The organism is Nonomuraea guangzhouensis, from assembly GCF_019396345.1.
Taxonomy (GTDB): Bacteria; Actinomycetota; Actinomycetes; order Streptosporangiales; family Streptosporangiaceae; genus Nonomuraea; species Nonomuraea guangzhouensis.
Window position 1 is genome coordinate 32,035 of record NZ_JAHKRM010000008.1, and the last position, 24,582, is coordinate 56,616.

General features: G+C 69.2%; 29 protein-coding genes and 3 tRNA genes. 17 read left to right on the forward strand and 15 right to left on the reverse strand.

All coding sequences use genetic code 11. The features are described from left to right. Window positions 1-86: 86 nt before the first annotated feature. Window positions 87-902, forward strand: coding sequence for an SDR family NAD(P)-dependent oxidoreductase (locus KME78_RS17310; protein ID WP_219530078.1), 816 nt, complete (start codon window positions 87-89; stop codon window positions 900-902). On the opposite strand, the gene soxR is transcribed toward KME78_RS17310, so the two are convergent. Together soxR and KME78_RS17320 are read right to left on the reverse strand one after the other, a co-directional pair. Then, window positions 903-1,352 (reverse strand): redox-sensitive transcriptional activator SoxR, encoded by a 450-nt coding sequence (gene soxR, locus KME78_RS17315; RefSeq protein ID WP_219530080.1) that lies wholly within the window; start codon window positions 1,350-1,352, stop codon window positions 903-905. Between the two features lie 20 nt (window positions 1,353-1,372). Further along, window positions 1,373-2,107 carry an SDR family oxidoreductase gene (locus tag KME78_RS17320; protein WP_219530082.1) on the reverse strand — a complete coding sequence of 245 codons (735 nt, stop codon included), beginning with the start codon at window positions 2,105-2,107 and terminating at the stop codon, window positions 1,373-1,375. A gap of 112 nt (window positions 2,108-2,219) precedes the next feature. Between KME78_RS17320 and KME78_RS17325 the strand changes: the two genes are divergently transcribed. Next, on the forward strand, window positions 2,220-2,798 hold the full coding sequence (locus KME78_RS17325) for a TetR/AcrR family transcriptional regulator (protein WP_219530084.1): 579 nt from the start codon (window positions 2,220-2,222) through the stop codon (window positions 2,796-2,798). A gap of 27 nt (window positions 2,799-2,825) precedes the next feature. Here the strand turns inward: KME78_RS17325 and KME78_RS17330 are convergent, their stop codons facing one another. After that, window positions 2,826-3,470 carry an O-methyltransferase gene (locus KME78_RS17330; protein WP_219530086.1) on the reverse strand — a complete coding sequence of 215 codons (645 nt, stop codon included), beginning with the start codon at window positions 3,468-3,470 and terminating at the stop codon, window positions 2,826-2,828. A 212-nt stretch (window positions 3,471-3,682) separates the two neighbouring features. Here KME78_RS17330 and KME78_RS17335 point away from each other — a divergent pair, with 212 nt between their 5' ends. The 3 genes from KME78_RS17335 to cimA all read left to right on the forward strand — a co-directional run bounded on the left by KME78_RS17335 (window position 3,683) and on the right by cimA (window position 6,811). Beyond that, window positions 3,683-4,336 carry a TetR/AcrR family transcriptional regulator gene (locus KME78_RS17335; protein ID WP_219530087.1) on the forward strand — a complete coding sequence of 218 codons (654 nt, stop codon included), beginning with the start codon at window positions 3,683-3,685 and terminating at the stop codon, window positions 4,334-4,336. 61 nt (window positions 4,337-4,397) lie between these two features. Next, the gene (locus KME78_RS17340; protein ID WP_219530088.1) at window positions 4,398-5,048 is read left to right on the forward strand and encodes a DsbA family protein; all 651 of its coding nucleotides are present in this window, start codon (window positions 4,398-4,400) and stop codon (window positions 5,046-5,048) included. A 188-nt stretch (window positions 5,049-5,236) separates the two neighbouring features. Next, window positions 5,237-6,811 carry a citramalate synthase gene (cimA, locus tag KME78_RS17345; protein ID WP_219530090.1) on the forward strand — a complete coding sequence of 525 codons (1,575 nt, stop codon included), beginning with the start codon at window positions 5,237-5,239 and terminating at the stop codon, window positions 6,809-6,811. Here cimA and KME78_RS17350 read toward each other — a convergent pair. Next, entirely contained in the window at window positions 6,808-8,409 is a 1,602-nt protein-coding gene (locus KME78_RS17350; protein WP_219530092.1) for a heparinase II/III family protein, read from the reverse strand. The two genes, cimA and KME78_RS17350, sit on opposite strands and share 4 nt — an antisense overlap. A gap of 169 nt (window positions 8,410-8,578) precedes the next feature. On the opposite strand from KME78_RS17350, the gene KME78_RS17355 reads away from it, so the two are divergent. Further along, window positions 8,579-9,175, forward strand: coding sequence for an HD domain-containing protein (locus KME78_RS17355; protein ID WP_219530094.1), 597 nt, complete (start codon window positions 8,579-8,581; stop codon window positions 9,173-9,175). Window positions 9,176-9,179: 4 nt separating this feature from the next. On the opposite strand, the gene KME78_RS17360 is transcribed toward KME78_RS17355, so the two are convergent. Genes KME78_RS17360 through KME78_RS17385 form a run of 6 tightly spaced genes read right to left on the reverse strand, consistent with a single transcriptional unit; the run spans window position 9,180 to window position 12,177 of the window. After that, complete coding sequence (locus KME78_RS17360; protein WP_219530096.1) at window positions 9,180-9,761, reverse strand: alkaline shock response membrane anchor protein AmaP; 582 nt, start codon at window positions 9,759-9,761, stop codon at window positions 9,180-9,182. Continuing rightward, window positions 9,758-10,438 carry a DUF6286 domain-containing protein gene (locus KME78_RS17365; RefSeq protein ID WP_219530097.1) on the reverse strand — a complete coding sequence of 227 codons (681 nt, stop codon included), beginning with the start codon at window positions 10,436-10,438 and terminating at the stop codon, window positions 9,758-9,760. The genes KME78_RS17360 and KME78_RS17365 overlap by 4 nt, the downstream gene beginning before the upstream one ends. Further along, the gene (locus tag KME78_RS17370) at window positions 10,435-11,073 is read right to left on the reverse strand and encodes an Asp23/Gls24 family envelope stress response protein (protein ID WP_219530100.1); all 639 of its coding nucleotides are present in this window, start codon (window positions 11,071-11,073) and stop codon (window positions 10,435-10,437) included. Before KME78_RS17370 ends, KME78_RS17365 begins: the two co-directional genes overlap by 4 nt. Beyond that, complete coding sequence (locus tag KME78_RS17375; RefSeq protein WP_219530102.1) at window positions 11,070-11,258, reverse strand: hypothetical protein; 189 nt, start codon at window positions 11,256-11,258, stop codon at window positions 11,070-11,072. The genes KME78_RS17370 and KME78_RS17375 overlap by 4 nt, the downstream gene beginning before the upstream one ends. Continuing rightward, window positions 11,255-11,641, reverse strand: a complete 387-nt coding sequence (locus KME78_RS17380) for an Asp23/Gls24 family envelope stress response protein (RefSeq protein ID WP_219530104.1) — start codon at window positions 11,639-11,641, stop codon at window positions 11,255-11,257. Before KME78_RS17380 ends, KME78_RS17375 begins: the two co-directional genes overlap by 4 nt. Window positions 11,642-11,667: 26 nt before the next feature. After that, window positions 11,668-12,177, reverse strand: coding sequence for an Asp23/Gls24 family envelope stress response protein (locus KME78_RS17385; RefSeq protein ID WP_219530105.1), 510 nt, complete (start codon window positions 12,175-12,177; stop codon window positions 11,668-11,670). 147 nt (window positions 12,178-12,324) lie between these two features. On the opposite strand from KME78_RS17385, the gene KME78_RS17390 reads away from it, so the two are divergent. Then, entirely contained in the window at window positions 12,325-13,101 is a 777-nt protein-coding gene (locus tag KME78_RS17390; RefSeq protein ID WP_219530106.1) for a fumarylacetoacetate hydrolase family protein, read from the forward strand. Continuing rightward, window positions 13,094-14,467, forward strand: coding sequence for a glutamate--tRNA ligase (gene gltX, locus KME78_RS17395; RefSeq protein WP_219530108.1), 1,374 nt, complete (start codon window positions 13,094-13,096; stop codon window positions 14,465-14,467). Before KME78_RS17390 ends, gltX begins: the two co-directional genes overlap by 8 nt. Window positions 14,468-14,511: 44 nt before the next feature. On the opposite strand, the gene KME78_RS17400 is transcribed toward gltX, so the two are convergent. Next, a complete protein-coding gene (locus tag KME78_RS17400; RefSeq protein WP_219530110.1) occupies window positions 14,512-16,479 on the reverse strand; it encodes a M3 family metallopeptidase in 1,968 nt (655 codons plus the stop codon). A 164-nt stretch (window positions 16,480-16,643) separates the two neighbouring features. Here KME78_RS17400 and KME78_RS17405 point away from each other — a divergent pair. The 4 genes from KME78_RS17405 to KME78_RS17420 all read left to right on the forward strand — a co-directional run bounded on the left by KME78_RS17405 (window position 16,644) and on the right by KME78_RS17420 (window position 17,583). Then, window positions 16,644-16,715, forward strand: a tRNA-Gln gene (locus KME78_RS17405). Window positions 16,716-16,755: 40 nt separating this feature from the next. Further along, a complete protein-coding gene (locus KME78_RS17410; protein WP_219530112.1) occupies window positions 16,756-17,334 on the forward strand; it encodes a SoxR reducing system RseC family protein in 579 nt (192 codons plus the stop codon). Between the two features lie 80 nt (window positions 17,335-17,414). Next, a tRNA-Glu gene (locus tag KME78_RS17415) sits at window positions 17,415-17,490 on the forward strand. A gap of 20 nt (window positions 17,491-17,510) precedes the next feature. Further along, window positions 17,511-17,583: transfer RNA gene (locus tag KME78_RS17420), tRNA-Glu, on the forward strand. 116 nt (window positions 17,584-17,699) lie between these two features. On the opposite strand, the gene KME78_RS17425 is transcribed toward KME78_RS17420, so the two are convergent. Both KME78_RS17425 and KME78_RS17430 read right to left on the reverse strand, forming a co-directional pair. Beyond that, window positions 17,700-19,421, reverse strand: coding sequence for a hypothetical protein (locus tag KME78_RS17425; protein ID WP_219530114.1), 1,722 nt, complete (start codon window positions 19,419-19,421; stop codon window positions 17,700-17,702). Between the two features lie 58 nt (window positions 19,422-19,479). Further along, a complete protein-coding gene (locus KME78_RS17430; protein ID WP_214636939.1) occupies window positions 19,480-20,196 on the reverse strand; it encodes an IclR family transcriptional regulator in 717 nt (238 codons plus the stop codon). A gap of 60 nt (window positions 20,197-20,256) precedes the next feature. On the opposite strand from KME78_RS17430, the gene leuC reads away from it, so the two are divergent. From leuC to KME78_RS17450, 4 genes are all read left to right on the forward strand, one after another. Continuing rightward, the gene (gene leuC / locus KME78_RS17435; protein WP_219530116.1) at window positions 20,257-21,645 is read left to right on the forward strand and encodes a 3-isopropylmalate dehydratase large subunit; all 1,389 of its coding nucleotides are present in this window, start codon (window positions 20,257-20,259) and stop codon (window positions 21,643-21,645) included. Between the two features lie 12 nt (window positions 21,646-21,657). Next, complete coding sequence (gene leuD, locus KME78_RS17440) at window positions 21,658-22,245, forward strand: 3-isopropylmalate dehydratase small subunit (protein ID WP_219530119.1); 588 nt, start codon at window positions 21,658-21,660, stop codon at window positions 22,243-22,245. Then, complete coding sequence (locus KME78_RS17445; protein ID WP_219530121.1) at window positions 22,224-22,463, forward strand: SCO5555 family protein; 240 nt, start codon at window positions 22,224-22,226, stop codon at window positions 22,461-22,463. The genes leuD and KME78_RS17445 overlap by 22 nt, the downstream gene beginning before the upstream one ends. Before the next feature lie 99 nt (window positions 22,464-22,562). Continuing rightward, complete coding sequence (locus KME78_RS17450; RefSeq protein ID WP_214636943.1) at window positions 22,563-22,862, forward strand: HU family DNA-binding protein; 300 nt, start codon at window positions 22,563-22,565, stop codon at window positions 22,860-22,862. Window positions 22,863-22,913: 51 nt separating this feature from the next. Here KME78_RS17450 and KME78_RS17455 read toward each other — a convergent pair whose 3' ends face one another. Both KME78_RS17455 and cofC read right to left on the reverse strand, forming a co-directional pair. Continuing rightward, on the reverse strand, window positions 22,914-23,117 hold the full coding sequence (locus KME78_RS17455) for a hypothetical protein (protein WP_219530123.1): 204 nt from the start codon (window positions 23,115-23,117) through the stop codon (window positions 22,914-22,916). Window positions 23,118-23,157: 40 nt separating this feature from the next. After that, complete coding sequence (gene cofC, locus KME78_RS17460; RefSeq protein ID WP_219530127.1) at window positions 23,158-23,793, reverse strand: 2-phospho-L-lactate guanylyltransferase; 636 nt, start codon at window positions 23,791-23,793, stop codon at window positions 23,158-23,160. 74 nt (window positions 23,794-23,867) lie between these two features. On the opposite strand from cofC, the gene KME78_RS17465 reads away from it, so the two are divergent. Continuing rightward, window positions 23,868-24,578 carry a lysophospholipid acyltransferase family protein gene (locus tag KME78_RS17465; RefSeq protein ID WP_219530129.1) on the forward strand — a complete coding sequence of 237 codons (711 nt, stop codon included), beginning with the start codon at window positions 23,868-23,870 and terminating at the stop codon, window positions 24,576-24,578. Window positions 24,579-24,582 lie beyond the last annotated feature (4 nt).

Consider the following 24,582-nt stretch of genomic DNA (forward strand, 5'->3'; position numbering starts at 1 on the left):
TGACATCAATGTGCCGTCTTGTGCTTAGCGCCAGTGGTGACAAAGCATATGGCTACCCACAAAAAGTAACCATCGGGGTCATCCATATGAGAACCATCGTCATCTCCGGCGGCACGGACGGCATCGGCAGGGCTCTGGCCCTGCACTACCTGCGTGCCGGGGAGACCGTCGTCATCATCGGCCGTAGCGCCGCCAAGGCGGACGCGATCCGCGCCGAAGCCGATGTCCCCGCCGGGCGGCTGCGTTTCCTGCGGGCCGATCTGGCGCTGGCGCGCGAGAGCGAACGCGTAGCCGCCGAGATCGCCGCCGAATTCCCGAGCGTGGACGCGCTGATCATGTGCGCGGCGTACGTCAGTACCCGCCGTCACGAGACGGCCGAAGGCGTCGAGCACACCTTCGCGCTGTTCTACCTGAGCCGCTACATCCTCACGATCGGCCTGGCCGACCGGTTGCGGGCCGCGCCACGACCCATCGTGGTGAACGTCTCCGTGCCGGGGGCGCCCCGGGACGCGATCCAGTGGGACGATCTCGGGCTGCGGTCGGGGTTCACGTCGCTCAAGGCGAACCGGCAGGCCAGGCGGGCCAACGAACTCATCGCGACGTGCTTCCCGGAGATCACGTACGTCCTGTACAACCCGGGGTACGTGGAGACCAGCTTCGCGGGGGACTTCAACCGGCCGACCAGGGCGATCATGGGTCTGCTGGGAAGGCTGGCCGCCACTCCGCCCGCCAAGGCGATCGCGCCCGTTGTCGACCTGGTCGACCAGCCGCCCGCCGCACCGGTGAGCGCCTTCAAGGGCCGCAAGGAGATCGCCCGGCCGGTCGATCCGGCCGACGCGCTGAAGCTGCAGGAGGGCACCGCCCGGCTGCTCGCCGAGCTCGGTATCCCATCGGACGTCTGATCAAGGCTCCAGCAGGCGGCGCGGGCCCGGGCCCTGCTGGGCGAGGGTGTCGCCGGGATTGACCAGTGCGCACTGCTCGAACGACAGGCACCCGCACCCGATGCACTCCGTGAACCGGTCGCGCATCCGTTCCATCCGTTCGATACGCGCGTTGATCTCCTCGCTCCAGCACTCCGAGGCCCGGATCCAGAACTCCCGCGTCGGCTGGACGCCCTCCGGCAGCAGGTCCAGCACGCCGCCGATCACCGACAGCGGGATGCCGACGCTCTGGGACGCCCGGATGAACGCCACCCGCCGCAGCGTGGTGCGGTGATAGCGACGCTGGTTGCCGGTGGTCCTGCGGCTGTCGATGAGCCCCTGCCGCTCGTAGAAGCGCAGCGCGGACGCGGGCACGCCGCTGCGCTCGGACAGCTCACCGATGGTCAGTTCCTTGGCGATCGCTTCGGGCACGCCCTGAGCCTAGATGAGCCTCAGGCCTGGGCTGTGGGGCGGACGACGATGTCCCCCACGTCGACGCCGTCCGGCTGCTCGATGGCGAAGGCGACGGCGCGGGCCACCGCGTCCGGCGAGATCGCGATCTTGTTCATCGTGTCGTCGATCTGGGCCTTCACCTCCGGGCTCATCTGCTCGGCGAAGTCCGTCTTGATGATGCCCGGCGAGACGACGGTCACGCGCAGGCTGTCGCCGGCCTCCTGGCGCAGGCCCTCGGAGACGGCGCGTACGGCGTTCTTCGTCCCGGCGTACACCGACTGGAGCGGAACGATGCGCAGGCCCGAGGTGGAAAGGATATTGACGAAGTGCCCGAAGCCCTGCTCCCGGAAGACGGGCAGGGCGGCGGCGATGCCGTACAGGACGCCTTTGAAGTTGACGTCGATCATCTCCTCCCAGTCCTCGACGCGGAGGTCGTCCAGGGGGGAGATCAAGCCGATCCCGGCATTGCTGATGAGCACGTCGATCTTGCCGAAGCGATCACGGGCCAGCCCGACGAGGCCGGCCAGATCCTCGCGTCGCTTCACGTCCGTACGGGCCCAGGCGGCTTCCCCACCGGCCTTCTCGATGCGGGCGGCCAGCGCCTCAAGGCGCTCCGTACGGCGTGCCCCGAGGACGACCTTCGCGCCGCGCTCGGCGAGCAGCAGGGCCGTCGCCTCGCCGATGCCGCTGCTGGCGCCCGTGATCGCTACGACCTTGCCTTCGATACCCGACATGATTGGCAGTCCTTACAGAGAGTGTCTTAAAGTAAAAGTGGAGGAGCCGCCACTTCGTCTCACTCTAAGTGGCGGCTCCTCCACTTAGCAAATGGAGAGGGGAGAGCCGCTGATGGCCCGCGACGCAGAACGTCCGCTGAGGGCTGACGCGCAGCGCAACCGGGACAAGATCCTGGTCGCCGCGGTGCGCGTGTTCACCGAAGAGGGGCTGGACGCGCACTTCGAGCGCATCGCCAAGGAAGCGGGCGTGGGCACCGGCACGCTCTACCGCAACTTCCCGACCCGGGAGATCCTGATCGAGGCGGCCTACCGCAACGAAGTGGCCCGGTTGTGCGACGCCGTCCCCGAACTCCTGGCGACCCTGCCGCCACGTGCGGCGCTACGTGCCTGGACGCGCCGCTTCATCGACTACGCCACCGCCAAGCTAGGCATGGCCGACGCCCTGCGAGCCGTCGTCGCCTCGGGAACCAACCCCTACGCCCGCAGCCGCGAGCTGATTCAGGCCGCCCTCTCCTCGCTCATGGACGCCTGCGTGGCCGCCGGCGAGATCCGGTCCGACATCAGCGCGACCGACATGTTCGCCGCGCTCGCCGGGATCGCCCTCACCTCGGCCGAGCCCGAGCAGCGTGAGCAGGCCGAACGCCTCCTCGACCTCACCCTGGACGGGCTGATGCGGCGCCCAGAAAGCTGATGGCGCCGCCCGCGGCTGGAACGACTCCTAGTTCCGGCGGATCATGGTGAGTCCGTCGGCGATCGGCAGGATGACCACGGTGACCCGGGGGTCCTCCCGCACCAGGTCGTTGAACTCACGCATCCCCACGGTCACTGAATCCGACTCGGCCGGGTCGGCCACCCGCCCGCTCCACAGCGTGTTGTCCACCATGAGCAGCCCGCCCGGCCGCAGCCGGTCGATCAGCAGTTCGTAGTACGCCGGGTAGTTGCCCTTGTCGGCGTCGAGGAAGGCCAGGTCGATAGGCAGGTCGAAGGCGGCGAGCGTCTCCAGCGCCGGGCCCAGGGTGAGGGTGATGCGGTCGGCCACGCCGGCCTTCTCCCAATAGCGGCGGGCGATGGAGGTCCACTGGTCGCTGACGTCGAAGCAGTGCAGCGTGCCGCCGGACAGGCCCCTGGCGATGGACAGCGACGAGTATCCGGTGAACGTGCCCACCTCCACCGCCACCTCCGGCGCGGTGAGCTGAGTGATCATCGTGAGGAACACGCCCTGGTCGGCCGTGATCTGCATGCCCGCGCTGTCACCCGTCGCCGCGAGCGTCTCGGTGATCAGTTGCTCCAGCAGGGGGTCGGGCTGAGTGGAGTGATCCACGATGTAGCGGGCCACGGCAGGGTCGAGAAATTCGGATTTCATGATTCCATTCCCAACGAGCATCGGAGCGGCTCAGGGCCAGTCGGTCGGCTGTAATGCGGAAAGTCATAATCCCCCATGTTTAAAGACATAAAACGTCCGATAAGTCAAACGGGTACCCTTACGGGGTGGGTGAAACGGTGACCTCGGCGAGGGGCCTAGGGGCGACCGGGAAGGCTGCTCCGCGCGGGCGTATCGCCAAACGAGAAGCGATCATGACCGCTGCAATGAGGGTGTTCGTCCGGGATGGTTACTCCGGTGCGAGCATCGAAACCATCGCCGCTGAAGCGGCGGTATCCAAACAGACCATCTACAACCATCTGGGCGACAAGCAGTGCTTGTTCGAGTCCCTGATCGACGAGAACTTCGATCGGGTCAATGCCCAGCAATTCGCCATGATCGAGACTTTTCCCGATCGTCCGGCGAATCTCATGGCGGAGCTGACGGCGTTCGCCGGTGATCTCATGCGTGGCTGTCTCATGGACGAGCGGGCGCGAGCCTTGCGCGCACTCGTCCAGGCAGAGGGATCCCGGCGTCCCGAGATCGCCAGGCAGTGGCGGCAACGTGGCCAGGACCAGCTCGCGGGGTCGCTGGCCGCCAGGTTCGCCCGGCTGGCGCTGGCCGGAAAGCTCTCCCTGGCCGATCCCGACCAGGCGGCGCGCGACTTCCTGGCGTTGATCACCTATGACGCCCAGGTCGGCTGGACCATCGGTGACGCGACGATGCGGGACGACGAACTCGACGCCTCCATCGCCGCCGGGGTCCGCACGTTCATGCGCGCGTACGGCAACGGGAACGGCAATGGCAACGGGAACGGGAACGGCCATCACAACGGGAACGGCAACGGCAACGGCTCGCCCGGAGGCTGAACGACGTCCGCCCGCCCTCTTCGGGTAAGGTCTCGGCGATCAATGAGCTAAGGGCGGGCAAATGAACAAGAGGTTGGCGGCCGTCGTGGCCGCGGGCGTGGCGCTCGTCGTGCTGCTGACTGTCGTGGCGTTCTCCGAGCCAGGCAGTTCGTCGGCGCAGGGAGTGCGGTTGACCCGGCAACCCGACGGTTCCATGGTGCTCGCGGACAGGGGCGGAGACGCCCCTGTGCTCGACCTCTACGAGGACTTCGACTGCCCTGTCTGCAAGGAGCTGCACACCAGGGTCAACGCGACGATCGAGCGGCTGGCCAAGGAGGGCAAGGTCAAGGTCGTCTTCCATCCGGTGACGGTCTTCGAGGACGAGCCCATGCGGTCCAACTCCGTCCGCGCCGCCGCCGCTGCCCGCTGCGTGCCGGAGGAGAGCTGGCTGGCGTTCAGGGACGAGCTGTACGCCATGCAGCCCTCGCCGCACGGGCTGGCGTCGGGGTTCGAGGTGCAGGACCTGGCCGAGGCGGCCAGGAAGGTCGGCGCGTCCGTCGACCAGTGCGTGACCTCGCAGTCGTACGCCGACGAGCACCTGCGGGAGAGCGCGAAGATAAAGATCGACGGGACGCCGACCCTGCTCCTCGACGGCGAGCAGCTGGGCAACGAGGCTTTCGACCCGGCCACCCTGGAGCGGGCCATCACCGGAGGCACCGGCGTCACCGTCTGAACGATGTCCATTGTCCCAAAGACTGAGACCGGTGTGCCGACCAGTGGATAGGTGTGGCAGACTCGCAAGCACCATGTTCTACGGTCTGCTCATTATCAGCAGGCGCGCTGGCTGACAAAGGGACACCGCCAGCGCGCAGACCTCTCACGTCCGTGAGGGGTCTTTTTGTTTTCCAGGGAGACGACACCATGGCCGACGACCGCTTTCACGTGTATGACACGACGCTGCGTGACGGCGCACAGCAGGAGGGCCTCACCCTCACCGTCGCCGACAAACTCGCCGTCGCGCGGCAGCTGGACGGCCTGGGCGTCGGCTTCATCGAAGGGGGCTGGCCAGGAGCCAACCCCAAGGACACAGAGTTCTTCAGGCGCGCTCAAACAGAGCTCGACCTGAAGCACGCGCAGCTCGCCGCGTTCGGTGCGACCCGCCGAGCAGGTGTGAAGGCAGCCGACGACCCGTTGGTGGCCGCCTTGCGCGAATCCGGCGCGCCGGTCGTGACCCTTGTCGCCAAGAGCCACGACCGGCACGTGGAGCTGGCCCTCCGCACGACTCTCCAGGAGAACCTCGCGATGATCCGCGACACGGTCTCCCACCTTCGTGCGGGGGGACAGCGAGTCTTCCTCGACGCCGAGCACTTCTTCGACGGCTACAGGTCCAACCCAGCCTACGCGCTGGAGGTCCTGCGTACGGCGGCCGAGGCGGGCGCCGACGTCATCGCCCTGTGCGACACCAACGGCGGCATGCTCCCCGACGAGCTGGCCGACATCGTCCACGCCGCCGTCCAGACCAGCGCCCGCGTCGGCATCCACTGCCACGACGACACCGGCTGCGCGGTCGCCAACACGCTGGCCGCCGTCAAGGCCGGCGCCACGCACGTACAGGGCTGCGCCAACGGCTACGGCGAGCGGTCCGGCAACGCCAACCTGTTCACCGTGGTCGCGAACCTCCAGCTCAAGCGGGGCTTCGACCTGGTGCCGCAGGAGTCGCTCGCCGACATGACGCGCATCGCCCACGCGATCACCGAGGTCACCAACGTCACGCCCAACTCCCACGCGCCCTACGTCGGCATGTCGGCGTTCGCGCACAAGGCCGGGCTGCACGCCAGCGCCATCAAGGTCGACCCGAACCTCTACCAGCACATCGACCCCGCCCAGGTCGGCAACGACATGCGCATGCTGGTCTCCGACATGGCCGGCCGCGCCTCGGTCGAGCTCAAGGGCCGCGAGCTGGGCTACGAACTCACCCCCGAGGCCACCAAGACGCTGGTCGAGCGGGTCAAGGACCTGGAGTCGAAGGGCTTCACGTTCGAGGCCGCCGACGCCTCCTTCGAGCTGCTGCTGCGCGACACCGTCCACGGCGAGCGCACGCGCCACTTCGAGGTCGAGTCGTGGCGGGTGATCGTCGAGCGGGCCAAGGGCGGCGAGCTGGTCAGCGAGGCCACGGTCAAGCTGCACGCCAAGGGCGAGCGCATCGTCGCCACCGGCGAGGGCAACGGCCCGGTCAACGCCCTCGACCGGGCGGTACGCCTGGCGCTGGAGAAGCTCTACCCCGAGCTGGCCAGACTGGAGCTCATCGACTTCAAGGTGCGCATACTCGAAGGCACCCACGGCTCCGACGCCATCACCCGCGTGCTCATCACCTCCAGCGACGACACGGCCGAGTGGTCCACGGTCGGCGTCGCCGAGAACATCATCGACGCCTCCTGGCAGGCGCTGGAGCAGGCGGTGACGTACGGCCTGCTCCGCGCGGGCCACGAGGGTTAGAGCAGACCGGCGGGGAAGGTCAGGCCCTGGACCTTGACCTTCCCACCCGAGCAGGACACCTTCGGCGAGTCGGTGTCGGGCACGATGACGGTCAGCAGCGACTTGGCCGCCGGGGAGACGACCACGTTCGTCGGCTGCTTCGACAGGTACGTCGGCGACACCCAGCCCAGCTTCCCGCCCCGCTGCACCTTCTGCCCGCCCACCGGCTTGCACCCCGCGAGCTGGACCATCGTGACCCGGAACTTCCCGTCGCCCAGCACGACCCGGCCGCCGCCGTTGGAGATCACCTTGAACGACGGGGCGAACCGCCACAGGTTCGTGACCTTCTTGCCGCCGGACGCGGTGTCGAGCACCGCCATCACGTCCTGGCCGTGGTTCACCAGCACCGATCGGGTCCGGCTCGCGCCATAGGCCTTGTCGGTCAGCTTGAAGGCCTGCCGGTCCTTGCCGTACGACGTCTTGACGAGCTTGCTGGCCGTGCGCGGGCGGAAGCGCGCGCCCACCACGGACGGCACGTTGTGCGCCTCGGGGGAGAGCGTCCAGTAGCGGTAGGAGCTCTTCTCATAGGAGTTGAATCCGCCGTCGACCAGGATGTCGCGGCCCTGCGCGTAGTAGGTCACGCCCAGGTGGTCCTCATGGCCGTGGAACTTCAGGCCGGGGCCGAACCTGATCGAGTAGAAGGCGGACTCGGGCTTGCCCCAGTCCGTCCGGCCGTACACGTAGCCGGCCTTGTAGACCTTGACGTTCTCCTTGGGCGTGCCGGTCTCCATCTTGGGCTCGACCACGGCGCTGCCGTCGCCGATCGGCACCATGAAGCCGTTGGGCTGCGTGGAGTGGGCGACGAACGCCTTGAGCGCGTCGGCCCGCCTGGAGATCTCGCCGGGCACCTTGCGACCGCAGTCCTTGATGTTGGTCATCGCGACCATGAGCCTGCTGTGCACGTAGACGGCGTAGCGCGGCGCCTGCTCCATGAGCGCGCCCTGGGAGTCGACGTCGAGCTTGACCGTGCCGGTCAGCCGCTTGACGGCCAGGCCCGTCCAGTCCTTGCGGCCGTAGCGGCAGCCGATGGCCATGAGCGCGATGTCCTGGTCGATCCCGTGGTTGTGGCCCTTCTTGTAGAGCCGCGAGTCGGACAGGAGCTTGGCGTGCTCGGCCAGCGTCTGCTTCAGCCAGGCGTCTTTCACGTGCATGCTCAGGCAGACCAGCGCCTGGGAGCGGAGCGAGACCGGGTGGTCCTTCCAGGCGTAGGACGGGGTGCCACGGGCGCCGCGCCTGTTGTGGTCGACCCAGTCCTTGGTGATCTCCTTGGCCCGGTCGAGGTAGCGCTCCTCGCCGCTGTTCTCGTACGCGACGACCAGCGTGCCCATCCAGCGCAGCGACTGGAAGACGAACTCCCACGACCGGTTGTGGTACGGGCTCATGGCCCAGTTGATCTTCGTGCCGATCTTCACCGGAGGCTGCTCGACCAGGGGCAGCTCACCCCGCATGACCTCGTCCGCCGTGGGCGTGCCGGGCAGCCAGTCGCCCTGGCACTGCGCGGTGCGCTTCACCGACGTGTCGGCGTGCGCTGTGCTCACCAGCCCGCTTGAAACGAGCATGAGAGCAAGGGGGATCGCAAGGCGGCGCACGCCGGTTCCTTCCGGGCCAAAAGATGGGGGCGGAACATGCTGACCGAATCTCGATCAACTGGTCAAGTTGGGTGCCGGATCGTTAGCGGCTCGATGCGGCTCGGTTTCCGGACCGGTCAATTCACGACATCCTGGACGCATGAGATTCGACGACATCGTGATCCCGGACACCGCCGTCTGCCGGAGTGCCCATGAGGTGGCGACCAGGTATCACTCGCCCTCGCTGCTCAACCACTCCGTCCGCGCCTACCTGTGGGCGGCGGCCTACGCGGGGCTGCACGAGATCGCGTTCGACGCCGAACTCCTTTATGTGTCGTCGATGCTGCACGACATCGGGCTGGCGGCGGAGTTCGACAGCCACACGGTGCCGTACGAGGAGGCGGGCGGGCATGTGGCCTGGGCGTTCGCCGCCGGAGCCGGGTGGCCGGTCGAGCGCAGGGTACGGGCCGCCGAGGTGATCATCCGCCACATGTGGGACGAGGTGCCGGTGGCGGAGGACCCCGAGGGGCACCTGCTGGAGCTCTCGACCGGGATGGACATCTCGGGCCGCCGTACCGAGGAGATCCCGCCGGAACTCCAGCAGGAGGTGCTCGCCCGCCACCCTCGGCTGGAGATCGCCAAGGAGTTCGCGGCCTGCGTGACGGACCAGGGCACGCGTAAGCCGGCCAGCCTCGCGGGCAGGTTCGTCCGGGCGGGCATCACGGACCGCATCGCCCGCAACCCGCTGGACGCCTAGCGTCTCAATGGACGACGCGGTGTGAGGCCGGGGCGGGTTCCAGGGTCACGCGGGCCACCGCCGGTACGTGTTCGGCCTCCAGCGCGCTGCGCATGTGCGGGATCGCCACGCCCGCCAGGTGGTCCCTGAGTTCGCTCATCGACGCCTGCTCGTCGGCCACCAGGCGCAGCCGTACCATCAGCCGGTTGCCGGAACCTCCCAGGTCGGCCCCGGCGTTCAGCACGGCGGGGCTGGTCGCGACGTCCGCCGCGACCGCGGCGGCCATGCCCTTCGCGGTGACGTCGGTGACGCCCCCGGGGCCGGTCTCCATCCGCAGCGAGTCGCGGCTGTCGCGGCGGCCCTGGACGAACAGCCAGCGCAGGCCGAGCAGCGCCACGATCACGGCCACCAGCGCGACGACCCACCAGATCCACGGGCTCCAGGCCACGAGGAAGAACCGCACGCGAGCGTCCGCGATCGCCGTTCCCGCCGCGTCCCGCCCGAACGCCCCCATGCCACGCGCCAGCGCGCAGCCGCCGAGTACGGCGAGCACGATGCCGGTCAGGGCCAGTCCCCACCGGTTGCCTCGGCTGGTTCTGCGGTTCACTTGCGCTCCCTCACGTTGACCTTCACCTGGTACGGCTCGACGGGGTTCAGCGCCGCGAGCCTCGACAGCACCATCGCCCGTACGGCCTCGCCGAACCGTTCCCGATCCCACCCGGAGGTGGTCGCGGTGACGGCGGCGGTGTTGCCGTGGACCGAGGCGCGGGCCGAGTGCACGCCCGGAACCCCTTCGGCGGCGTGCGCCAGCGCTCTGGCGAAGCTCTTGCGCCGCATGCCGATGATCAGGTCGGCGTCTCCGGTACGTACCGGGACAAATCTCGGCCTTCCGGGCACCAGCGCGGTCACCACCAGCGCCAGCCCGATCAGCGTGACCAGCGCGGTGCCGAGCAGGAACAGCGGGTCGTTCCACGGAGTCGACGCCGCCCAGATCAGCAGCCGGTCCAGGGGCACCCACCGCAGCGGCCGCCCCGCCAGCGCCGAGACCGTCTCGGCGGCGACCACCGCGCCCAGCACGGTGAGCAGCGCGGCCACCACGACGGCGGGCACGGTCCGCCGCGGCCGGAACGCCCGCAGCGCCGCCCGATCAGCCGCCCGGCCGGAGGCGCCGGTCACGGTGCGGCCGTCTGTCATCCAGCCGCCTTCCCCGGCCAGCGGGGCGTCCGTCGCCTCGTCGGCGAGGCTCGTCACCGGCTTGCCCGCTCGGTCGGCACCGGTACTCATGACGAAACCCCCCGCGGTCCCTCCTGCGGTGCCTCTGGCGAGGTCTGTCGCGGTGCTTCCTGCGGTGCCTCACGTGTCGCCTCTCGCGAAACCTCGCGTGTCGCCTCCCATGAGGAGCCTTGCGGTGCTCGCCCCGCTGTTTCGCGCGGTCCTTCCTGCGGTGCCTCGCGTGTCGCCTCCCATGAGGAGCCTTGCGGCGCTTGTCCCGGCGTTTCGCGCGGTTCCTCCCATGTGGCCGTTGGTGGGGATGTGAAGTCGGTCATCGTGAACTCGGTCATCGTGACGTCCACGCGTGACACCCGCAGGCCCGTCAGCGCGGCGACTCTGGCCGCCACGTGGTTCCTGATCTGGCCGGCCACCGCGCGCAGCGGCACCGGGTAGGCCACGGACACGGTCAGCCCGATCTCGACGTCGCCGCCACGCACCGTCGCGCTCGCCGGGCGCGTCCGGCGCAGCCCGCCGCGCTCGCTCACCTCGCGTACCCCGGCCACCTCGCGCGCGGCATGGCCGGCGATCTTGCCCGCCACGCGGTCCGCGACCTCGGTACGGCCACGCCGCTCGGGCGGTACCGGAGCGGGGCGCTGCTCCGGTACCACTACGACGGCCGTCTCGGACGCGGGCAGGTCGGTGGTCATCTGCGCCTCAACGTGAGGTTCGACAGGTTCACCTCGCCGCCCTCCATGATGCGGCCCACCAGGAGACCGATCGCGCCCAGGACGACCACGAGCAGGAAGGCGCCGAGCCCGCCGAATGCTCCGACTATGCCCAGCACCATGCCTACCGACATGCCGATCACGGGCAGCCACGAGATGTTGTTCATGAGGTCTCCTTCACCGCGTCCTCGGGTGCCGCAGGTGTGTCCGCGGGCACCACGTCGTCGATCCGGATGTTCACCAGACGGTCGCCGGCCAGGTCGGCCACCGCCCGCCGTACCTCTTCGGCCGTTTCGGGGAGGGGGCGGTCGAGCCGCGCCACGATGGCGATGTTCACCTCGTGATCGTCCGCGGACACGCCCGTGAGGCGCTCGCCGGGCAGATAGGTCGCCACCGTGTCGATGAGACCGCCCGACAGCCCGGCCACTCCCGCACAGGCGACGGCCCGCTCGCCGATCAGCCGTACCTCGGTCACCTGGGCGCCGCCCGCCTCAGGCCCGCCCGCCTCAGGGCCGACCACCTGGGAGTCGGTCGTCTGAGCGGCAGACACTTGAGGGCCGCTCGCCCGGGCACCGGTCATCGGACTCTGGGCTCCCGCTCCGTGGCACCCATGTCGCCCGTGCCGCTCGTACCGCCGATCTCTTTCGCGGGTGTGTCCCGCATGGGCAGGTGGACGTCGTCGACCCTGATGTTCACCTCGGTGACCTCGAGCCCGCACATGCGCTCGATCGCGTTGATGACGTTCCGGCGCACGGCCGCGGCCAGTTCGGGGATCGCGATGCCGTACTCGGCGACCAGGTCGAGGTCCGCGGCGGCCTGCCGTTCGCCCACCTCTACCGAGACGCCCTGGGCGAAGCTCTTGTCGGCGCCGACCATGCCGCGCATGGTGCTGAACGCCCTCGCGGCGCCGGCGCCCATGTCGTAGACGCCCGGCACCTCGCGTGCCGCGAGTCCGGCGATCTTCGCTACGACCGCGTCGTCGATGGTGGTGGTGCCCTTGCCGGTCACCAGTGAGCTGGTCTGGCTTTCCTCCACCGTCCTGGCCCGCGGTACGGTGCCCTGCTGATTGGCTACCGTGTCAGCCACGATCCGTCACCTCCCGCACTCGATGTGCTCTTAAAGTCCCCGTAACCTCCATTCAACTGACGATGCGCGGCAAAACGGACTTTAGGTGCGTTTGTGACCGATTTATTAGGCGGGCAGAGCGCGGGACGGCGGCGATAGCCTTGTCAGGTGCGTATAGCGAGGTTCTCCACAGGCGAAGGCGTGTCGTTCGGCGTGGTCGAGGGTGGCCCAGGTGAGGAGTTCGTGTCCGCGATCTCCGGCCACCCGTTCGGGGACGTGCAGTTCACCGGCGAGCGCTTCCCGCTGTCCCAGGTCCGGCTGCTGGCCCCGATGCTGCCCAGCAAAGTGGTGGCCATCGGCAGAAACTACGCCGATCACGCCCGCGAGCTGGGCAACGAGGTCCCGGACGAGCCGCTCATCTTCATCAAGCCGTCGACCTCCGTGATCGGTCACGGTGAGCCGATCGCCTACCCGACGACGCTGTCTCACCGCGTCGACTACGAAGGCGAGCTGGCCGTGGTGATCGGCAGGCTCTGCCGCGAGGTGCCGGTCGAGCGGGCCAAGGACGTCATCTTCGGCTACACCTGCGCCAACGACGTCACCGCCCGCGACCTGCAGAAGAAGGACGTCCAGTTCACCAGGGCCAAGGGTTTCGACACCTTCTGCCCGCTCGGGCCGTGGATCCAGACCGACCTCGACCCCTCCGACCTGGCGCTCACGACGACGGTCAACGGAGAGGTGCGGCAGAGCGGCCGTACCAACCAGCTCATCCACGACATCCCCGCGCTGGTCGCCTACGTCAGCGCGGTCATGACGCTGATCCCCGGCGACGTGATCCTCACCGGCACCCCGGCGGGCGTCGGCCCGGTCGAGGTCGGTGACGAGGTCAGCGTCGGCATCGAAGGCATCGGCACTCTGACGAACAAGGTGGTCTCCCGTGACTGATCTACGGGTGCGTTTCGCCCCGTCGCCTACCGGCATGTTCCACGTAGGCGGCGCCCGCACGGCGCTGTTCAACTGGGCGCTGGCCGAACAGTCCGGCGGCCGCTTCGTGCTACGCGTCGAGGACACCGACGCGACGCGCAACCGCCCCGAGTGGACCGAGGGCATCATCTCGGCGCTCGACTGGATCGGCATCAACGGCACCAACCCGGTGTTCGAGGGCCCCTACTTCCAGTCGGCCTACGAGCCGCAGCACCGCGAGGCCGTGGCCAAGCTGCTCGCCGACGGCAAGGCGTACTTCTGCGACTGCACCCGTGAGGCGCTCGTCGCCCGCACCGGCTCCGAGCACAAGGGTTATGACGGTTTCTGCCGTGACCGGGGGCTGACCGAGGGCGCTGTCCGCTTCCGTACCTCCGACGAGGGTGTCACCGTCGTCGAGGACGTCATCAGGGGCCGGGTGGAGTTCCCCAACGACGCCCAGGAGGACTTCGTCATCGCCCGCACCGACGGCTCGCCGCTCTACGTGCTGGCCAACGCGGTCGACGACATCACCCAGGGCATCACCCACGTCATACGCGGTGAGGAGCACCTGGGCAACGCGGCCAAGCAGCAGCTCCTGTGGCCCGCGCTCGGCGCCAACCCGCCGGTCTGGGCGCACCTGCCGGTGATCGTCAACGAGCAGCGCAAGAAGCTGTCCAAGCGCCGCGACAAGGTGGCGCTGGAGGACTACCGCGCCGATGGCTACCTGGCCGAGGCCATGGTCAACTACCTCATGCTGCTCGGCTGGGGGCCCGGCGACGACCGCGAGATCATGCCGTGGGCGGAGATGGTGCCGCTGTTCGCGCTGGCGGACGTCAACTCCGCCAGCGCCTTCTTCGACGAGAAGAAGCTGCGGGCCTTCAACGGCGAGTACATCCGCGCCCTGCCCGTCGAGACGTTCGAGGAGCGCTGCTCGCCCTACCTCGAGGACGACTGGGACCGGGAGATGTTCAGCAAGGTCGCGGCGCTCGCGCAGACCCGCATCGCCGTGCTGGCCGAGATCAGGCAGAACGTCGACTTCCTCTTCCTGGACGAGCCCGTGTTCGACGAGGCTTCCTGGGACAAGGCGATGAAGAATTCCCCGGTGGAGATCCTCAGCGGCTACCTGGAGCGGCTGGAGACCGTCAACTGGGACCCCGAGTCCCTCAAGGAGGCGCTGGAGCAGGTCGGCGCCGCCCACAGCCTCAAGCTCGGCAAGGCCCAGGCGCCCGTGCGCGTGGCCGTCACGGGCCGGACGGTGGGTCTGCCGCTGTTCGAGTCGATCGAGGTGCTGGGCCGCGAGCGTACCGAGGAGCGGATCCGCGCCGCACTGACGCGACTCCAGGGCTGAACTCAGGGGTGCGACAGCGTCGCACCCCTGAGCCGTGCGGGCGGTCAGAGCAGGCCGCGGCGCTCCAGGAGCGGCTGGATGCTCGGCTCGCGGCCGCGGAAGTTGCGGAAGGCGGTCAGCGAGTCGAGGCTGCCGCCCTTGGACAGCAGCTCGCGGCGGAAGTGGTCGCCGTTCGCCCGCTCCAGCCCGCCGTTCTCCTTGAACCACTCGACGCTCTCGGCGTCGAGCACCTCGCTCCAGATGTAGGAGTAGTAGCCGGCGCTGTAGCCCCCCGCGAAGATGTGCGCGAAGTAGTTGGTCCGATAGCGCGGCCGGACCGTCGAGAGGGCGATCCCGGCCGTCTCCAGCGCCGCGGACTCGAACTCCTCGGCGTCGGCCACCGCCTCGCCCGCGGCCAGCTTGTGCCAGGCCCAGTCGAGCAGCGTCGCGGCCAGGTATTCGACGGTCATGAAGCCCTGGTTGAACTTCTCCGCGGCCTTCATCTTCTCCACCAGCTCGGCGGGCATCGGCTCGCCCGTCTCGTGGTGCTTGGCGTAGTTGGCCAGGATCTCCGGCCAGGTCGCCCACATCTCGTTGACCTGGGACGGGTACTCGACGAAGTCGCGCGGCACACTGGTGCCCGACACGCGGGGGAAGCGCACCTCGGAGAACAATCCGTGCAGCGCGTGCCCGAACTCGTGGAAGGCCGTGTTGACCTCGTCGTACGTCAGCAGCGTCGGCCCGGAGGCCGGCTTGGTGATGTTGAGGTTGTTCATCACGACCGGCTGCTCACCGAACAGGCCCGACTGGTCGACCAGGTTGTTCATCCACGCGCCGCCACGCTTGTTGGGCCGGGCGTACGGGTCGAGCAGGAACAGGCCGAGCGGGCCGCCGTCCTCGTTGAACACCTCGTAGACGCGTACGTCCTCGTGGTAGCCCTTCAGGTCGGGCCGCTCGGTGAACGTGACGCCGTAGAGCCGGGTCGCCGCGTGGAACACGCCGTCCCGGAAGACGCGCCACAGCTCGAAGTAGGGCCGCATCGCCGCGGCGTCGAAGTCGTAGCGGGCCTGGCGCACCTTCTCCGAGTAGTAGGACCAGTCCCACGGCTCGATCGCGAACCCGGCCTGTTCGGCGAGCGCCTCCGCCTCCTTCTTGGCATTGCGTACGGCCGGCCCGACGAGCTGCCCCAGCATGCCCTCGACCGCCTCCACGGTCTTGGCCGTCTGGTCGGCGACCGTGTAGGCGGCGTGGCTGGGGAAGCCCAGCAGCGCGGCCCGCTCGGCCCGCAGCGTCGCCATCCTGATCGCCAGCTCGAAGTTGCGCGGCGCCCGCTCCACGCTCAGCGTGTAGAGCCTGCGGCGCACCTCACGGTCGGTGAGCTGGGCCAGCCCCGGCTGGTTGGTGTAGTTGAGCAGCGGCAGGACGTAGCGCCCGTCCTTCTCCAGCGACTGGATCGTGGCCTCGTCGAAGCCGTCGAGGTCCTTGGCGTCGTCGACGACCAGCGCGGACTCGCTCAGCGCCTTGAGCAGGTTCTGGGCGAACTCGGTGGACAGCCGGGACAGCTCCTCGTTGAGCCGCCTGAGCTCGCCCTGCTCGGCCTCCGACAGGTCGGCGCCGGCCCTGACGAAGTCCTCGCGGTATTTCTCCAGCAGCCACGACTCCTCGGGGTCGTCGGTGGCCACCTGCTTGATGCGGGCCCAGAGCGCACGGTTGAGCCGGATGGCGTCACTGTGCTTGGCCAGCGCGGGCGAGATCTGCTTCTCCAGCTCCAGGACGCCCTCGGTGGAGTTGGAGGAGACGATGCTGAAGAAGGCCGTGGACACGCGCTCCAGGACACGCCCGGAACGCTCCAGCGCGGCGATCGTGTTGTCGAAGGTGGGCGGCTCGGTGCTGTCCGCGATCGCGTCCACCTCGGCCAGCCCCTCCGCCATCCCGCGCTCGAACGCCGGGAGGTAATGCTCCTCGCGGATCTCCTCGAAAGGCGGCAGTTGGTACGGCAGGTCGCTGGGGGCGAAGAAGGGGTTCTCTGACAACGCTTGGGCTCCTCCACGTGGTGCTTTGTCCCCCTCAGCTTGGCACGATCGGACCCTTCCTGCCCCCCGGAGGAAGGCGGTTCGGCAATCGTTTTGGTCTTGCACCCCAAGCTGGGCTATTCTTTCGGACGTCGCCAAAACGCGCCCCACGGGGTTCGGGCCGGTGGGGTATGGTGTAATTGGCAGCACGACTGATTCTGGTTCAGTTAGTCTAGGTTCGAGTCCTGGTACCCCAGCGTTCAACGGATGTCTCGCAGAGACATCCGTTTTTTGCTTATGGATGAGTTCCGGATCCGGCGGGGGTCGTTCCTCGCCTTCGTGGCCCCGCTCCTGATGCCCCTCGTGCTCTTCTTCGCGGTGTGCCTGCTGCTCGGCGCCATCCTGACGGGCAGTTCGATCGCCGGCGTGCTGATCGGCCTCCTCGGCGCCTGCGCGCTCCTCGGCGTTCTGGCGGTCAAGCATCGGCGGATGGTGGCGGGCACCGTCGTACGTTTCTCCCCGCAGGGCGTGGAGCTGGCGGACGCCTACGGCTTCCGCCTCCGGCTGGAGTGGGCCCGGATGGAGCGCATTGACGTCGTGGAGAGCCGGATGGCCAGTCCCCGTACGATCGGGCGCCTCGGCGGCGTCCGGGTCCGTGCTGGCGCTCTGCGGTCCGCCGGGCTGATCGGCTGGGGCACCCGGGAGGTGCCGCCGCGTGTGCCCCGCTGGATGCGGGCCCAGCTCGCCGCGGGGCCCGTCGATCCGCGGACCGGCCTCCAGTGGCTCGGCATCCCGCTCGGCGCCATCGACCCGCTCTGGGAACGCGGCCCGATGGGCGACTGGGTCCGCCGCCAAAGGCCCGATCTGCTGGCCTGATAGTGGTTTGGAGGTGCTCCGAGGGTGCGGTAGAGTTACCTGCGTTGCCGGGGAAACCCGGCACCATCGCTTGTGGACAGGGTCCCGTCGTCTAGTGGCCCAGGACGCCGCCCTCTCAAGGCGGTAGCGCCGGTTCGAATCCGGTCGGGACTACCACTGTCACACAAGCTCACGAAGGTCCCGTCGTCTAGTGGCCCAGGACGCCGCCCTCTCAAGGCGGTAGCGCCGGTTCGAATCCGGTCGGGACTACATTTTTTCACCGCTCTCGGTCGCGCACAGCGCCGAGGGCTTTTTTATTGGCCCCGCTGTGAAGCACGCGAATGGCGCCGCCCCAGCAACTGGAGCGGCGCCATCCGTACGACTGCCTAGGAGTTGGAGCGGGCCTTGAACAGCGCCCGCCGCGCCGCCTTGGCGACCTGCTTGTCGGGGTGGACCTGCGAGATCAGGTCGAGCAGCTCTTCGACGTGCGCGTGCGGGATCTTCCAGATCACCTCGAGCAGGTTGTTGAGCAGCTCGGGCCCGATGTCCCGCAGGCTGCCGACGAACTCCGACCTGCCGAGCCCGGCCGAGATCGTCCACATGTCGAGGATCAGCCAGTGGGTGTCGTCCTGCGTCGGCTCCGGCGCGTCCGGCACCTGAAGCTGGCTCAGGTGCGTGGCCGCGTACGGGCGCAGCGACGACTGCTTCAGCGCTTCCTGCCAGGCCGGGATGGCCGCCTCACCGAGCGTGCCGACCACGCTGGCCGCCTGCACCCGGATGAGCGCGTCGGACTCGTCCTGGGCGGCGGCCTCCAGCAGCTCCTCGGCCGCCTTGCCCGGCTCGCGCAGCCGCATCCAGTCGGCGAACTCGGCGTCGGCCTCCTCCTCCGGCAGCTCGGCGCTGAGCGCGAGCAGCTCGTGGGCGCTCATCGAGTCGATGGCCGGACGCGCGTCGACCTCGATGTCGGAGTCGTCGACCAGATGGACGACGCCCTCGGTGCCCAGCGGCGTGAGGCTGACCGTCTGGCCGTCGGCCTCCACCATGCCGTAGCCGGTCAGCCAGGCGATCGCCCCGGCGAGCGGGTCGCCCGCCGCCTCCCAGGCGTCGGCGCCCAGCTCGTCGAGCTCGGCGGCGGCCTCGGACAGCTCCTGGCCGAGCTCGCCGACGTCGCGGGAGCCGCCCCCGAGGAGCAGCCGGACCAGCACGCCCCGTGTGAGGCCCGCCAGGGCCATCGTGAGGTCCTCGTCGGGCAGCTCGGGGTCGCCGTAGTCGACCGAGTGCAGGCCGAGCATCCAGGCGTCGAGCACGTCCTCGTCGTCGTCGAACGGCCACTCGGACGTGTCGTCCTGGACGCCCACGGTGTTGGCGTCACCCGGCTCCAGGAACTCCAGGTCGACGGCGAGGTTCCAGACGTTCCACAGCTGCGGGACGGCCTCGGCGAGCGAGCCGTCGGTCTCCGGCCTGGGCAGCCCGACGGCGGCCAGCGCCTCAGCCACCTCGTCGTCGGAGAGCAGGGTGTCTTCCCCCACCCGGCGCCCCGAACCCACCCACAGAGCCAGGTCGCGGGCCTGGGCGATCAGCGGCACGGTGCGGGCGGCCGCGGCCAGCTCGGAGTCGGGGCGCAGCCTGATCGTGTCGAGGTCGGCCAGCGCGTCGGCGAACGGCTCGAAGTCGCCCAGGTCGCCGATCTCCTCCTCCTCCTCCTCGTCGTCGCCTTCGGCGTCGTCGTCCAGGAGGTCCTCCATCAGCTCGACGAAGTCGTCCTCGACGTCGTCGAGCTCGGCCTGCAGGTCGGAGAGGGAGTCCGAACCCTCGGTGAGCCGTCCGGTCTGGGAGAGGAACGTCAGGTACGCGTCCACGGCGGGCAGCATCCCGTCGGCGGCGGCGTCGGGGTCCTCCACGACCTTGGGCATGCGGTCGAGCAGCAGGTTGCGCAGGTCGGCACGCTTCCACGTGCCGAGATCCTGGGAGAAGGCGAGGCGGTGCCACAGCGCCGCTGGTCCCACGAGCTCGGGGTCGCTCTCGGGCGCGTTGGCACGTGCCCACATGATGAACTCTTCGAGCAGGGGTCGCAGCTCAGTGGCGGCTACCTCGATGCGATCTGTCACGCACTCAGGCTAGTGCGCCCGCGAGGCACTCGGCTCCCCAAATAAGCGCTTTTGCTGATCATGACGTGCGACGCATGGCCTCGGTGATGCGCTCAGCCGCTGCCATCACGGGCACGGCGTGCAGTCGGCCAGGGGCTCGCGTCAGCCGTTCGATGGGTCCGGAAACCGAGACCGCCGCGATGACCTTGCCGCCGCTGCCCCTTATCGGCGCGGAGACGCTGGCCACTCCCTGCTCGCGCTCGCCGACGCTGTGCGCCCAGCCCCTGCGCCGCACCGACGCCAGCGTGGCCGCGGTGAACTTGGCGCCGCGCAGCCCCCGGTGCAGGCGGTCGGGCTCCTCCCACGCCAGCAGGATCTGGGCGGCCGAACCCGCCGTCATCGGCAGCGCCGAGCCCACGGGCACGGTGTCGCGCAACCCGCTGGCCCGTTCGGCCGCGGCGACGCAGACCCGCTCGTCGCCCTGGCGCCGGTAGAGCTGCGCGCTCTCGCCGGTCAGGTCGCGCAGTTGCATTAACACGGGCGCGGCCACCGCGAGCAGCCGGTCCTCGCCCGCCGCGGTGGACAACTCGGAAAGCCGCGGGCCGAGCACGAACCTGCCCTGCGTGTCGCGGGTCACGATGCGGTGGTGCTCGAGTGCGACGGCGAGCCGGTGGGCCGTGGGTCTGGCCAGGCCGGTGGCCTGGACCAGCTGAGCCAGCGAAGCGGGACCCGCTTCGAGGGCATTGAGTACCAGAACGGCCTTGTCCAGTACGCCGACTCCGCTAGAGTTGTCCATACACCGATACTGCCGTCTCGACATATGAGAAGGCAAGTCGGAATCAACCAGGAGGAGATCATGGCCCGCACATTGGCGGAGAAGGTCTGGGAGCAGCATGTCGTGCGCCGCGCCGACGGCGAACCCGACCTCCTCTACATCGACCTGCACCTCATTCACGAGGTGACCAGCCCGCAGGCGTTCGACGGTCTCCGTCTCGCCGGTCGGCCCGTGCGCAGGCCTGAGCTCACCATCGCCACCGAAGACCACAACGTGCCGACCGTGCTCGGCCCGATCGCCGACCCGGTGTCCAAGACCCAGGTCGAGACGCTGCGCAAGAACGCCGCCGAGTTCGGGATCCGGCTCTACCCTATGGGCGACGCGGGCCAGGGCGTGGTCCACATCATCGGCCCGCAGTTCGGCCTGACCCAGCCGGGCATGACGATCGTGTGCGGTGACTCCCACACCTCCACGCACGGCGCGTTCGGCGGCATCGCGTTCGGCATCGGCACCTCCGAGGTCGAGCACGTGCTGGCCACCCAGACGCTGCCGGCCTACCGGCCCAAGACGATGGCCATCGAGGTCACGGGCGAGCTGCCCGTCGGCGTCACGGCCAAGGACCTGATCCTGGCCATCATCGCCAAGATCGGCACCGGCGGCGGCCAGGGTTACATCGTCGAATACCGCGGCGAGGCCATCCGCAAGCTCTCCATGGAGGGCCGCATGACGGTCTGCAACATGTCGATCGAGGCCGGCGCCCGCGCGGGCCTGATCGCGCCCGACGAGACCACGTTCGCCTACCTCAAGGGCCGCCGGCACGCGCCGACGGGCGAGGCGTGGGACCAGGCCGTCGAATACTGGAAGTCGCTGCGCACCGACGACGACGCCGAGTTCGACCGGGTGGTCGAGATCGACGCCTCGACGCTCACGCCGTACGTCACCTGGGGCACCAACCCCGGCCAGGGCCTGCCGTTGAACGCGTCCGTGCCCAGTCCTGAAGACTTCGCCGACCCGATCGCGCGGTCGGCGGCCGAGCGGGCGCTCGAGTACATGGGCCTCACGGCCGGCACGCCACTGCGCGAGATCGAGGTCGACACGGTCTTCGTCGGCTCGTGCACCAACGGCCGCATCGAGGACCTGCGCGCCGCCGCCGAGATCCTGCGCGGCCGCCAGGTGGCCACCCGCACGCTGATCGTGCCCGGCTCGATGATGGTCAAGGCCCAGGCCGAGCAGGAGGGCCTGCACGAGGTGTTCAAGGCCGCGGGCGCCGAGTGGCGCGAGGCGGGCTGCTCGATGTGCCTCGGCATGAACCCCGACACGCTCAAGCCGGGCGAGCGCAGCGCCTCCACCTCCAACCGCAACTTCGAGGGCCGTCAGGGCAAGGGTGGCCGCACCCACCTGGTGTCGCCGCAGGTCGCCGCCGCGACCGCCGTCACCGGCCATCTGACCGCCCCCGCCGACCTCGCTTAGGAGAGCCTTCCGATGGACGCCTTCACCACCCACACCGGTACGGCGGTGCCGCTGCGCCGCAGCAACGTCGACACCGACCAGATCATCCCGGCCGTCTGGCTCAAGCAGGTCAGCCGGACCGGGTTCGAGAAGGGCCTGTTCGCCGCCTGGCGCGAGGACCCGACGTTCGTGCTCAACGACCCGTCCTACGACGGCGCCTCGATCCTCGTCTCGGGTCCCGACTTCGGCACCGGCTCCTCGCGCGAGCACGCCGTGTGGGCTCTGCAGCAGTACGGCTTCCGCGTCGTGATCGCCGCCAGGTTCGGCGACATCTTCCGCAACAACTCCACCAAGATGGGCCTGCTCCCCGTCATCCTGCCGGGCGAGAAGGTCGAGGCCCTGCAGGCGGCCGTCGAGGCCGAGCCGGGGCTGGCGGTGACCGTCGACCTCGCCGATCGCCAGGTCCGCTGGGCCGATGAGGTCGTCGGTTTCGAGATCGACGACTACACCCGCTGGCGCCTCATGGAGGGCCTCGACGACATCGGACTGACCCTGCGTCATGCCGATGATGTGGCGACGTACGAGAATGGTCGGCAGCCATGGCTGCCGACGACCGTCTAGAAGACGACGCACTGGCGCGGCGGCTGCGCGAAGCGCACCGCCGCGTCCGCATGCTGCCCGCAGCCGAAAAGGAACGGCTGGCCCGCCGCTATGTGGCGATCTGCGATCTGGCCAAGCGGGATCCGGAAAGGGCGGCCGCCCGCCTCGAGGCGTTTCTCGAAGCGCTCGACAGCGATTTCGACACGCCACGCGCACCCGAAAACACGCTCGGTGATTGAGTTCCCTCGCGATCCCGCCTACTTTCGAGCGCGTAAGGGGTTTCTACGTAAGAACTCATGAGCTGGAACCCCGAGCCGTAACTGGGGGAGCAGAACTTTATGAACAAGCGAGAACTCGTCGATGCCATCGCAGATCGGGTGGGCGACAGGAAAACGGCCACGGAGGCCGTGAACGCGATCATCGACGCCGTCCAGAAGGCGGTCGCCAGCGGGGACAAGGTCTCGATCACCGGCTTCGGCGCTTTCGAGATGGTCCACAAGCCGGCCAGGAGCGCTCGCAATCCGTCAACGGGTGCCGAAATCCGGGTCGCGGAGAGCTGGGGACCCAAGTTCCGTCCGGGCTCGGACTTCAAGGAACTGGTGAACGTCGGCGGCAAGAAGCTCGCGAAGAAGAAGTAAGGCAAAGAGGCAGCCGGGCGCCCGGTCCCCGTCGTGGGGCCGGGCGTTTCCTTATGCGGGCAGCGGAAAGGTCGACAGCGTTATGTAGGTGATCTCGTCATCCGCCATCGCGAGGCGGACCCGCTGCCCCGAGCGCAGCAGCCGCAGCGGCCCCGCGTCGAAGGCGGGCGTGCCGAACTCCAGCACGGTCCCGTCATCGAGGAAGACCGTGCCGGAACGCGTCACCGGATCGAAACTGCGTACCGTCGCCTGCATGTGGACCAGCGTAAACGGTGGGGATCGGCGCGGCGAGGCGTCACGAAGGCGGCCACAGCTCGGCGACCACCGCCGCGGTGTGCCGCCCCAGCCCCAGGGCGATGGCGGCACGCAGGTCGTCGGGGGTGTCCACGTCGCGTCTGACCGAGTCGATGCCCTCCGGGCACAGCTCCTTGGCGCCGCCCGCCAGGTGCTTGGCCCGCGACTCCCCGCCGAAGCGCGGCGTGAACGGGCGACCCGGTCGTACCCCGTAGAAGGTGGTGCCGACATCGAGCGCGTCCGGCACGAAGGACTGGTCGAACTCCGCCGCGCAGGCCAGCGCGGTGGCCAGCTCCGCCGGGCGGAGCGCGGGCAGGTCGGCCTGCAGGGCGCCGACCGCGTCGCCGGGCGCGAGGCGTACGGCGTGCGCCGCGCCCGTGCGCAGGGCGGTGTTGAGGCCCCGGTCGGGGTCGTGCACCACCTCGGCGCCCAGCGCGGTCAGCGGCCCGGCGGCGGCCGGGTCGGCGGTCACCACGATTACCCGGGCCACCAGCGGGCAGGAGAGCGCCGCCGCGACGGTGTCGCAGGCGACGGCGACGGCCAGCCGGGTGCGGTGGGGGCCCGTGGCGGCCGCCAGCCGCGTCTTGGCCGCGACCAGCGTCTTCACCGGAATGACCAGTGACCAGCGGATGCTCATAGGGTTAAGCATCGCGCCTCGACATCCCATGCGGCCAACCGGGAGACTTGGGGCGCAGACCGTAGGAGGAGATCATGAGCCGCCCCACGCGCCCATCGCGTTTCTGGGAGACCCTGGCCGTAGTGATCGTGAAACCACTGTCATGGCTCCTGATCAAGAAGGACTGGCGCAAGGGCGAGCGCATCCCCCGCACCGGCGGCGTGATCATCGCGGCGAACCACCTCTCCTGGACCGACCCCGTCCTGCTGTCGCACTTCCTCTACAACAACGGGCGCTGGCCCGTCATCCTGGCCAAGTCCGTGCTGTTCAAGGTGCCGCTCCTCGGCCACGCCATCCGCTCCCTGCGGGCCATCCCGGTCGAGCGGGGCAGCAACGAGGCGGCCAGGTCGCTGCACGAGTCGTCGGCGCGGCTGAAGGACGGCGCCGCGATCTTCTTCTACCCCGAGGGCACCTGCACCCGGGATCCCGACCTGTGGCCCATGGTCGGCAAGACGGGCGCGGCGCGGCTGGCCCTGGAGAGCGGCGCGCCGGTGATCCCGGTGGCCCACTGGGGCGCGCAGGAACTGCTGCCTTATGGGGACAAACGGCTCAGGCTGTTCCCGCGCAAGACGTTCCGCGTGATGGTGGGGCCGCCGGTCGACCTGTCGTCATACGCCGGCAAGCCGCCGGAGGCCGAGGTGTTGCGCGCGGCCACCCACGACATCATGATGGCGATCACCGCTCAGCTCGCGGAGCTGCGCGGACAGAAGGCCCCTGAGGCTCCCTACGACCCCGCCGGACGGTGACGGC

What these genes read in the sequence shown, in the direction of transcription:
- leuC (WP_219530116.1), top strand. Translation starts at nt 20,257, where the DNA reads ATGGCCCGCACATTGGCGGAGAAGGTCTGGGAGCAGCATGTCGTGCGC.
- KME78_RS17455 (WP_219530123.1), bottom strand. Translation starts at nt 23,117, where the DNA reads ATGCAGGCGACGGTACGCAGTTTCGATCCGGTGACGCGTTCCGGCACG.
- KME78_RS17375 (WP_219530102.1), bottom strand. Translation starts at nt 11,258, where the DNA reads ATGAACAACATCTCGTGGCTGCCCGTGATCGGCATGTCGGTAGGCATG.
- KME78_RS17410 (WP_219530112.1), top strand. Translation starts at nt 16,756, where the DNA reads ATGGATGAGTTCCGGATCCGGCGGGGGTCGTTCCTCGCCTTCGTGGCC.
- KME78_RS17370 (WP_219530100.1), bottom strand. Translation starts at nt 11,073, where the DNA reads ATGACCACCGACCTGCCCGCGTCCGAGACGGCCGTCGTAGTGGTACCG.
- KME78_RS17320 (WP_219530082.1), bottom strand. Translation starts at nt 2,107, where the DNA reads ATGTCGGGTATCGAAGGCAAGGTCGTAGCGATCACGGGCGCCAGCAGC.
- KME78_RS17355 (WP_219530094.1), top strand. Translation starts at nt 8,579, where the DNA reads ATGAGATTCGACGACATCGTGATCCCGGACACCGCCGTCTGCCGGAGT.
- KME78_RS17465 (WP_219530129.1), top strand. Translation starts at nt 23,868, where the DNA reads ATGAGCCGCCCCACGCGCCCATCGCGTTTCTGGGAGACCCTGGCCGTA.
- cofC (WP_219530127.1), bottom strand. Translation starts at nt 23,793, where the DNA reads ATGAGCATCCGCTGGTCACTGGTCATTCCGGTGAAGACGCTGGTCGCG.
- KME78_RS17310 (WP_219530078.1), top strand. Translation starts at nt 87, where the DNA reads ATGAGAACCATCGTCATCTCCGGCGGCACGGACGGCATCGGCAGGGCT.
- KME78_RS17445 (WP_219530121.1), top strand. Translation starts at nt 22,224, where the DNA reads ATGGCTGCCGACGACCGTCTAGAAGACGACGCACTGGCGCGGCGGCTG.
- KME78_RS17365 (WP_219530097.1), bottom strand. Translation starts at nt 10,438, where the DNA reads ATGAGTACCGGTGCCGACCGAGCGGGCAAGCCGGTGACGAGCCTCGCC.
- KME78_RS17450 (WP_214636943.1), top strand. Translation starts at nt 22,563, where the DNA reads ATGAACAAGCGAGAACTCGTCGATGCCATCGCAGATCGGGTGGGCGAC.
- KME78_RS17325 (WP_219530084.1), top strand. Translation starts at nt 2,220, where the DNA reads ATGGCCCGCGACGCAGAACGTCCGCTGAGGGCTGACGCGCAGCGCAAC.
- KME78_RS17335 (WP_219530087.1), top strand. Translation starts at nt 3,683, where the DNA reads ATGACCGCTGCAATGAGGGTGTTCGTCCGGGATGGTTACTCCGGTGCG.
- cimA (WP_219530090.1), top strand. Translation starts at nt 5,237, where the DNA reads ATGGCCGACGACCGCTTTCACGTGTATGACACGACGCTGCGTGACGGC.
- leuD (WP_219530119.1), top strand. Translation starts at nt 21,658, where the DNA reads ATGGACGCCTTCACCACCCACACCGGTACGGCGGTGCCGCTGCGCCGC.
- KME78_RS17340 (WP_219530088.1), top strand. Translation starts at nt 4,398, where the DNA reads ATGAACAAGAGGTTGGCGGCCGTCGTGGCCGCGGGCGTGGCGCTCGTC.
- KME78_RS17430 (WP_214636939.1), bottom strand. Translation starts at nt 20,196, where the DNA reads ATGGACAACTCTAGCGGAGTCGGCGTACTGGACAAGGCCGTTCTGGTA.
- KME78_RS17350 (WP_219530092.1), bottom strand. Translation starts at nt 8,409, where the DNA reads ATGCTCGTTTCAAGCGGGCTGGTGAGCACAGCGCACGCCGACACGTCG.
- KME78_RS17330 (WP_219530086.1), bottom strand. Translation starts at nt 3,470, where the DNA reads ATGAAATCCGAATTTCTCGACCCTGCCGTGGCCCGCTACATCGTGGAT.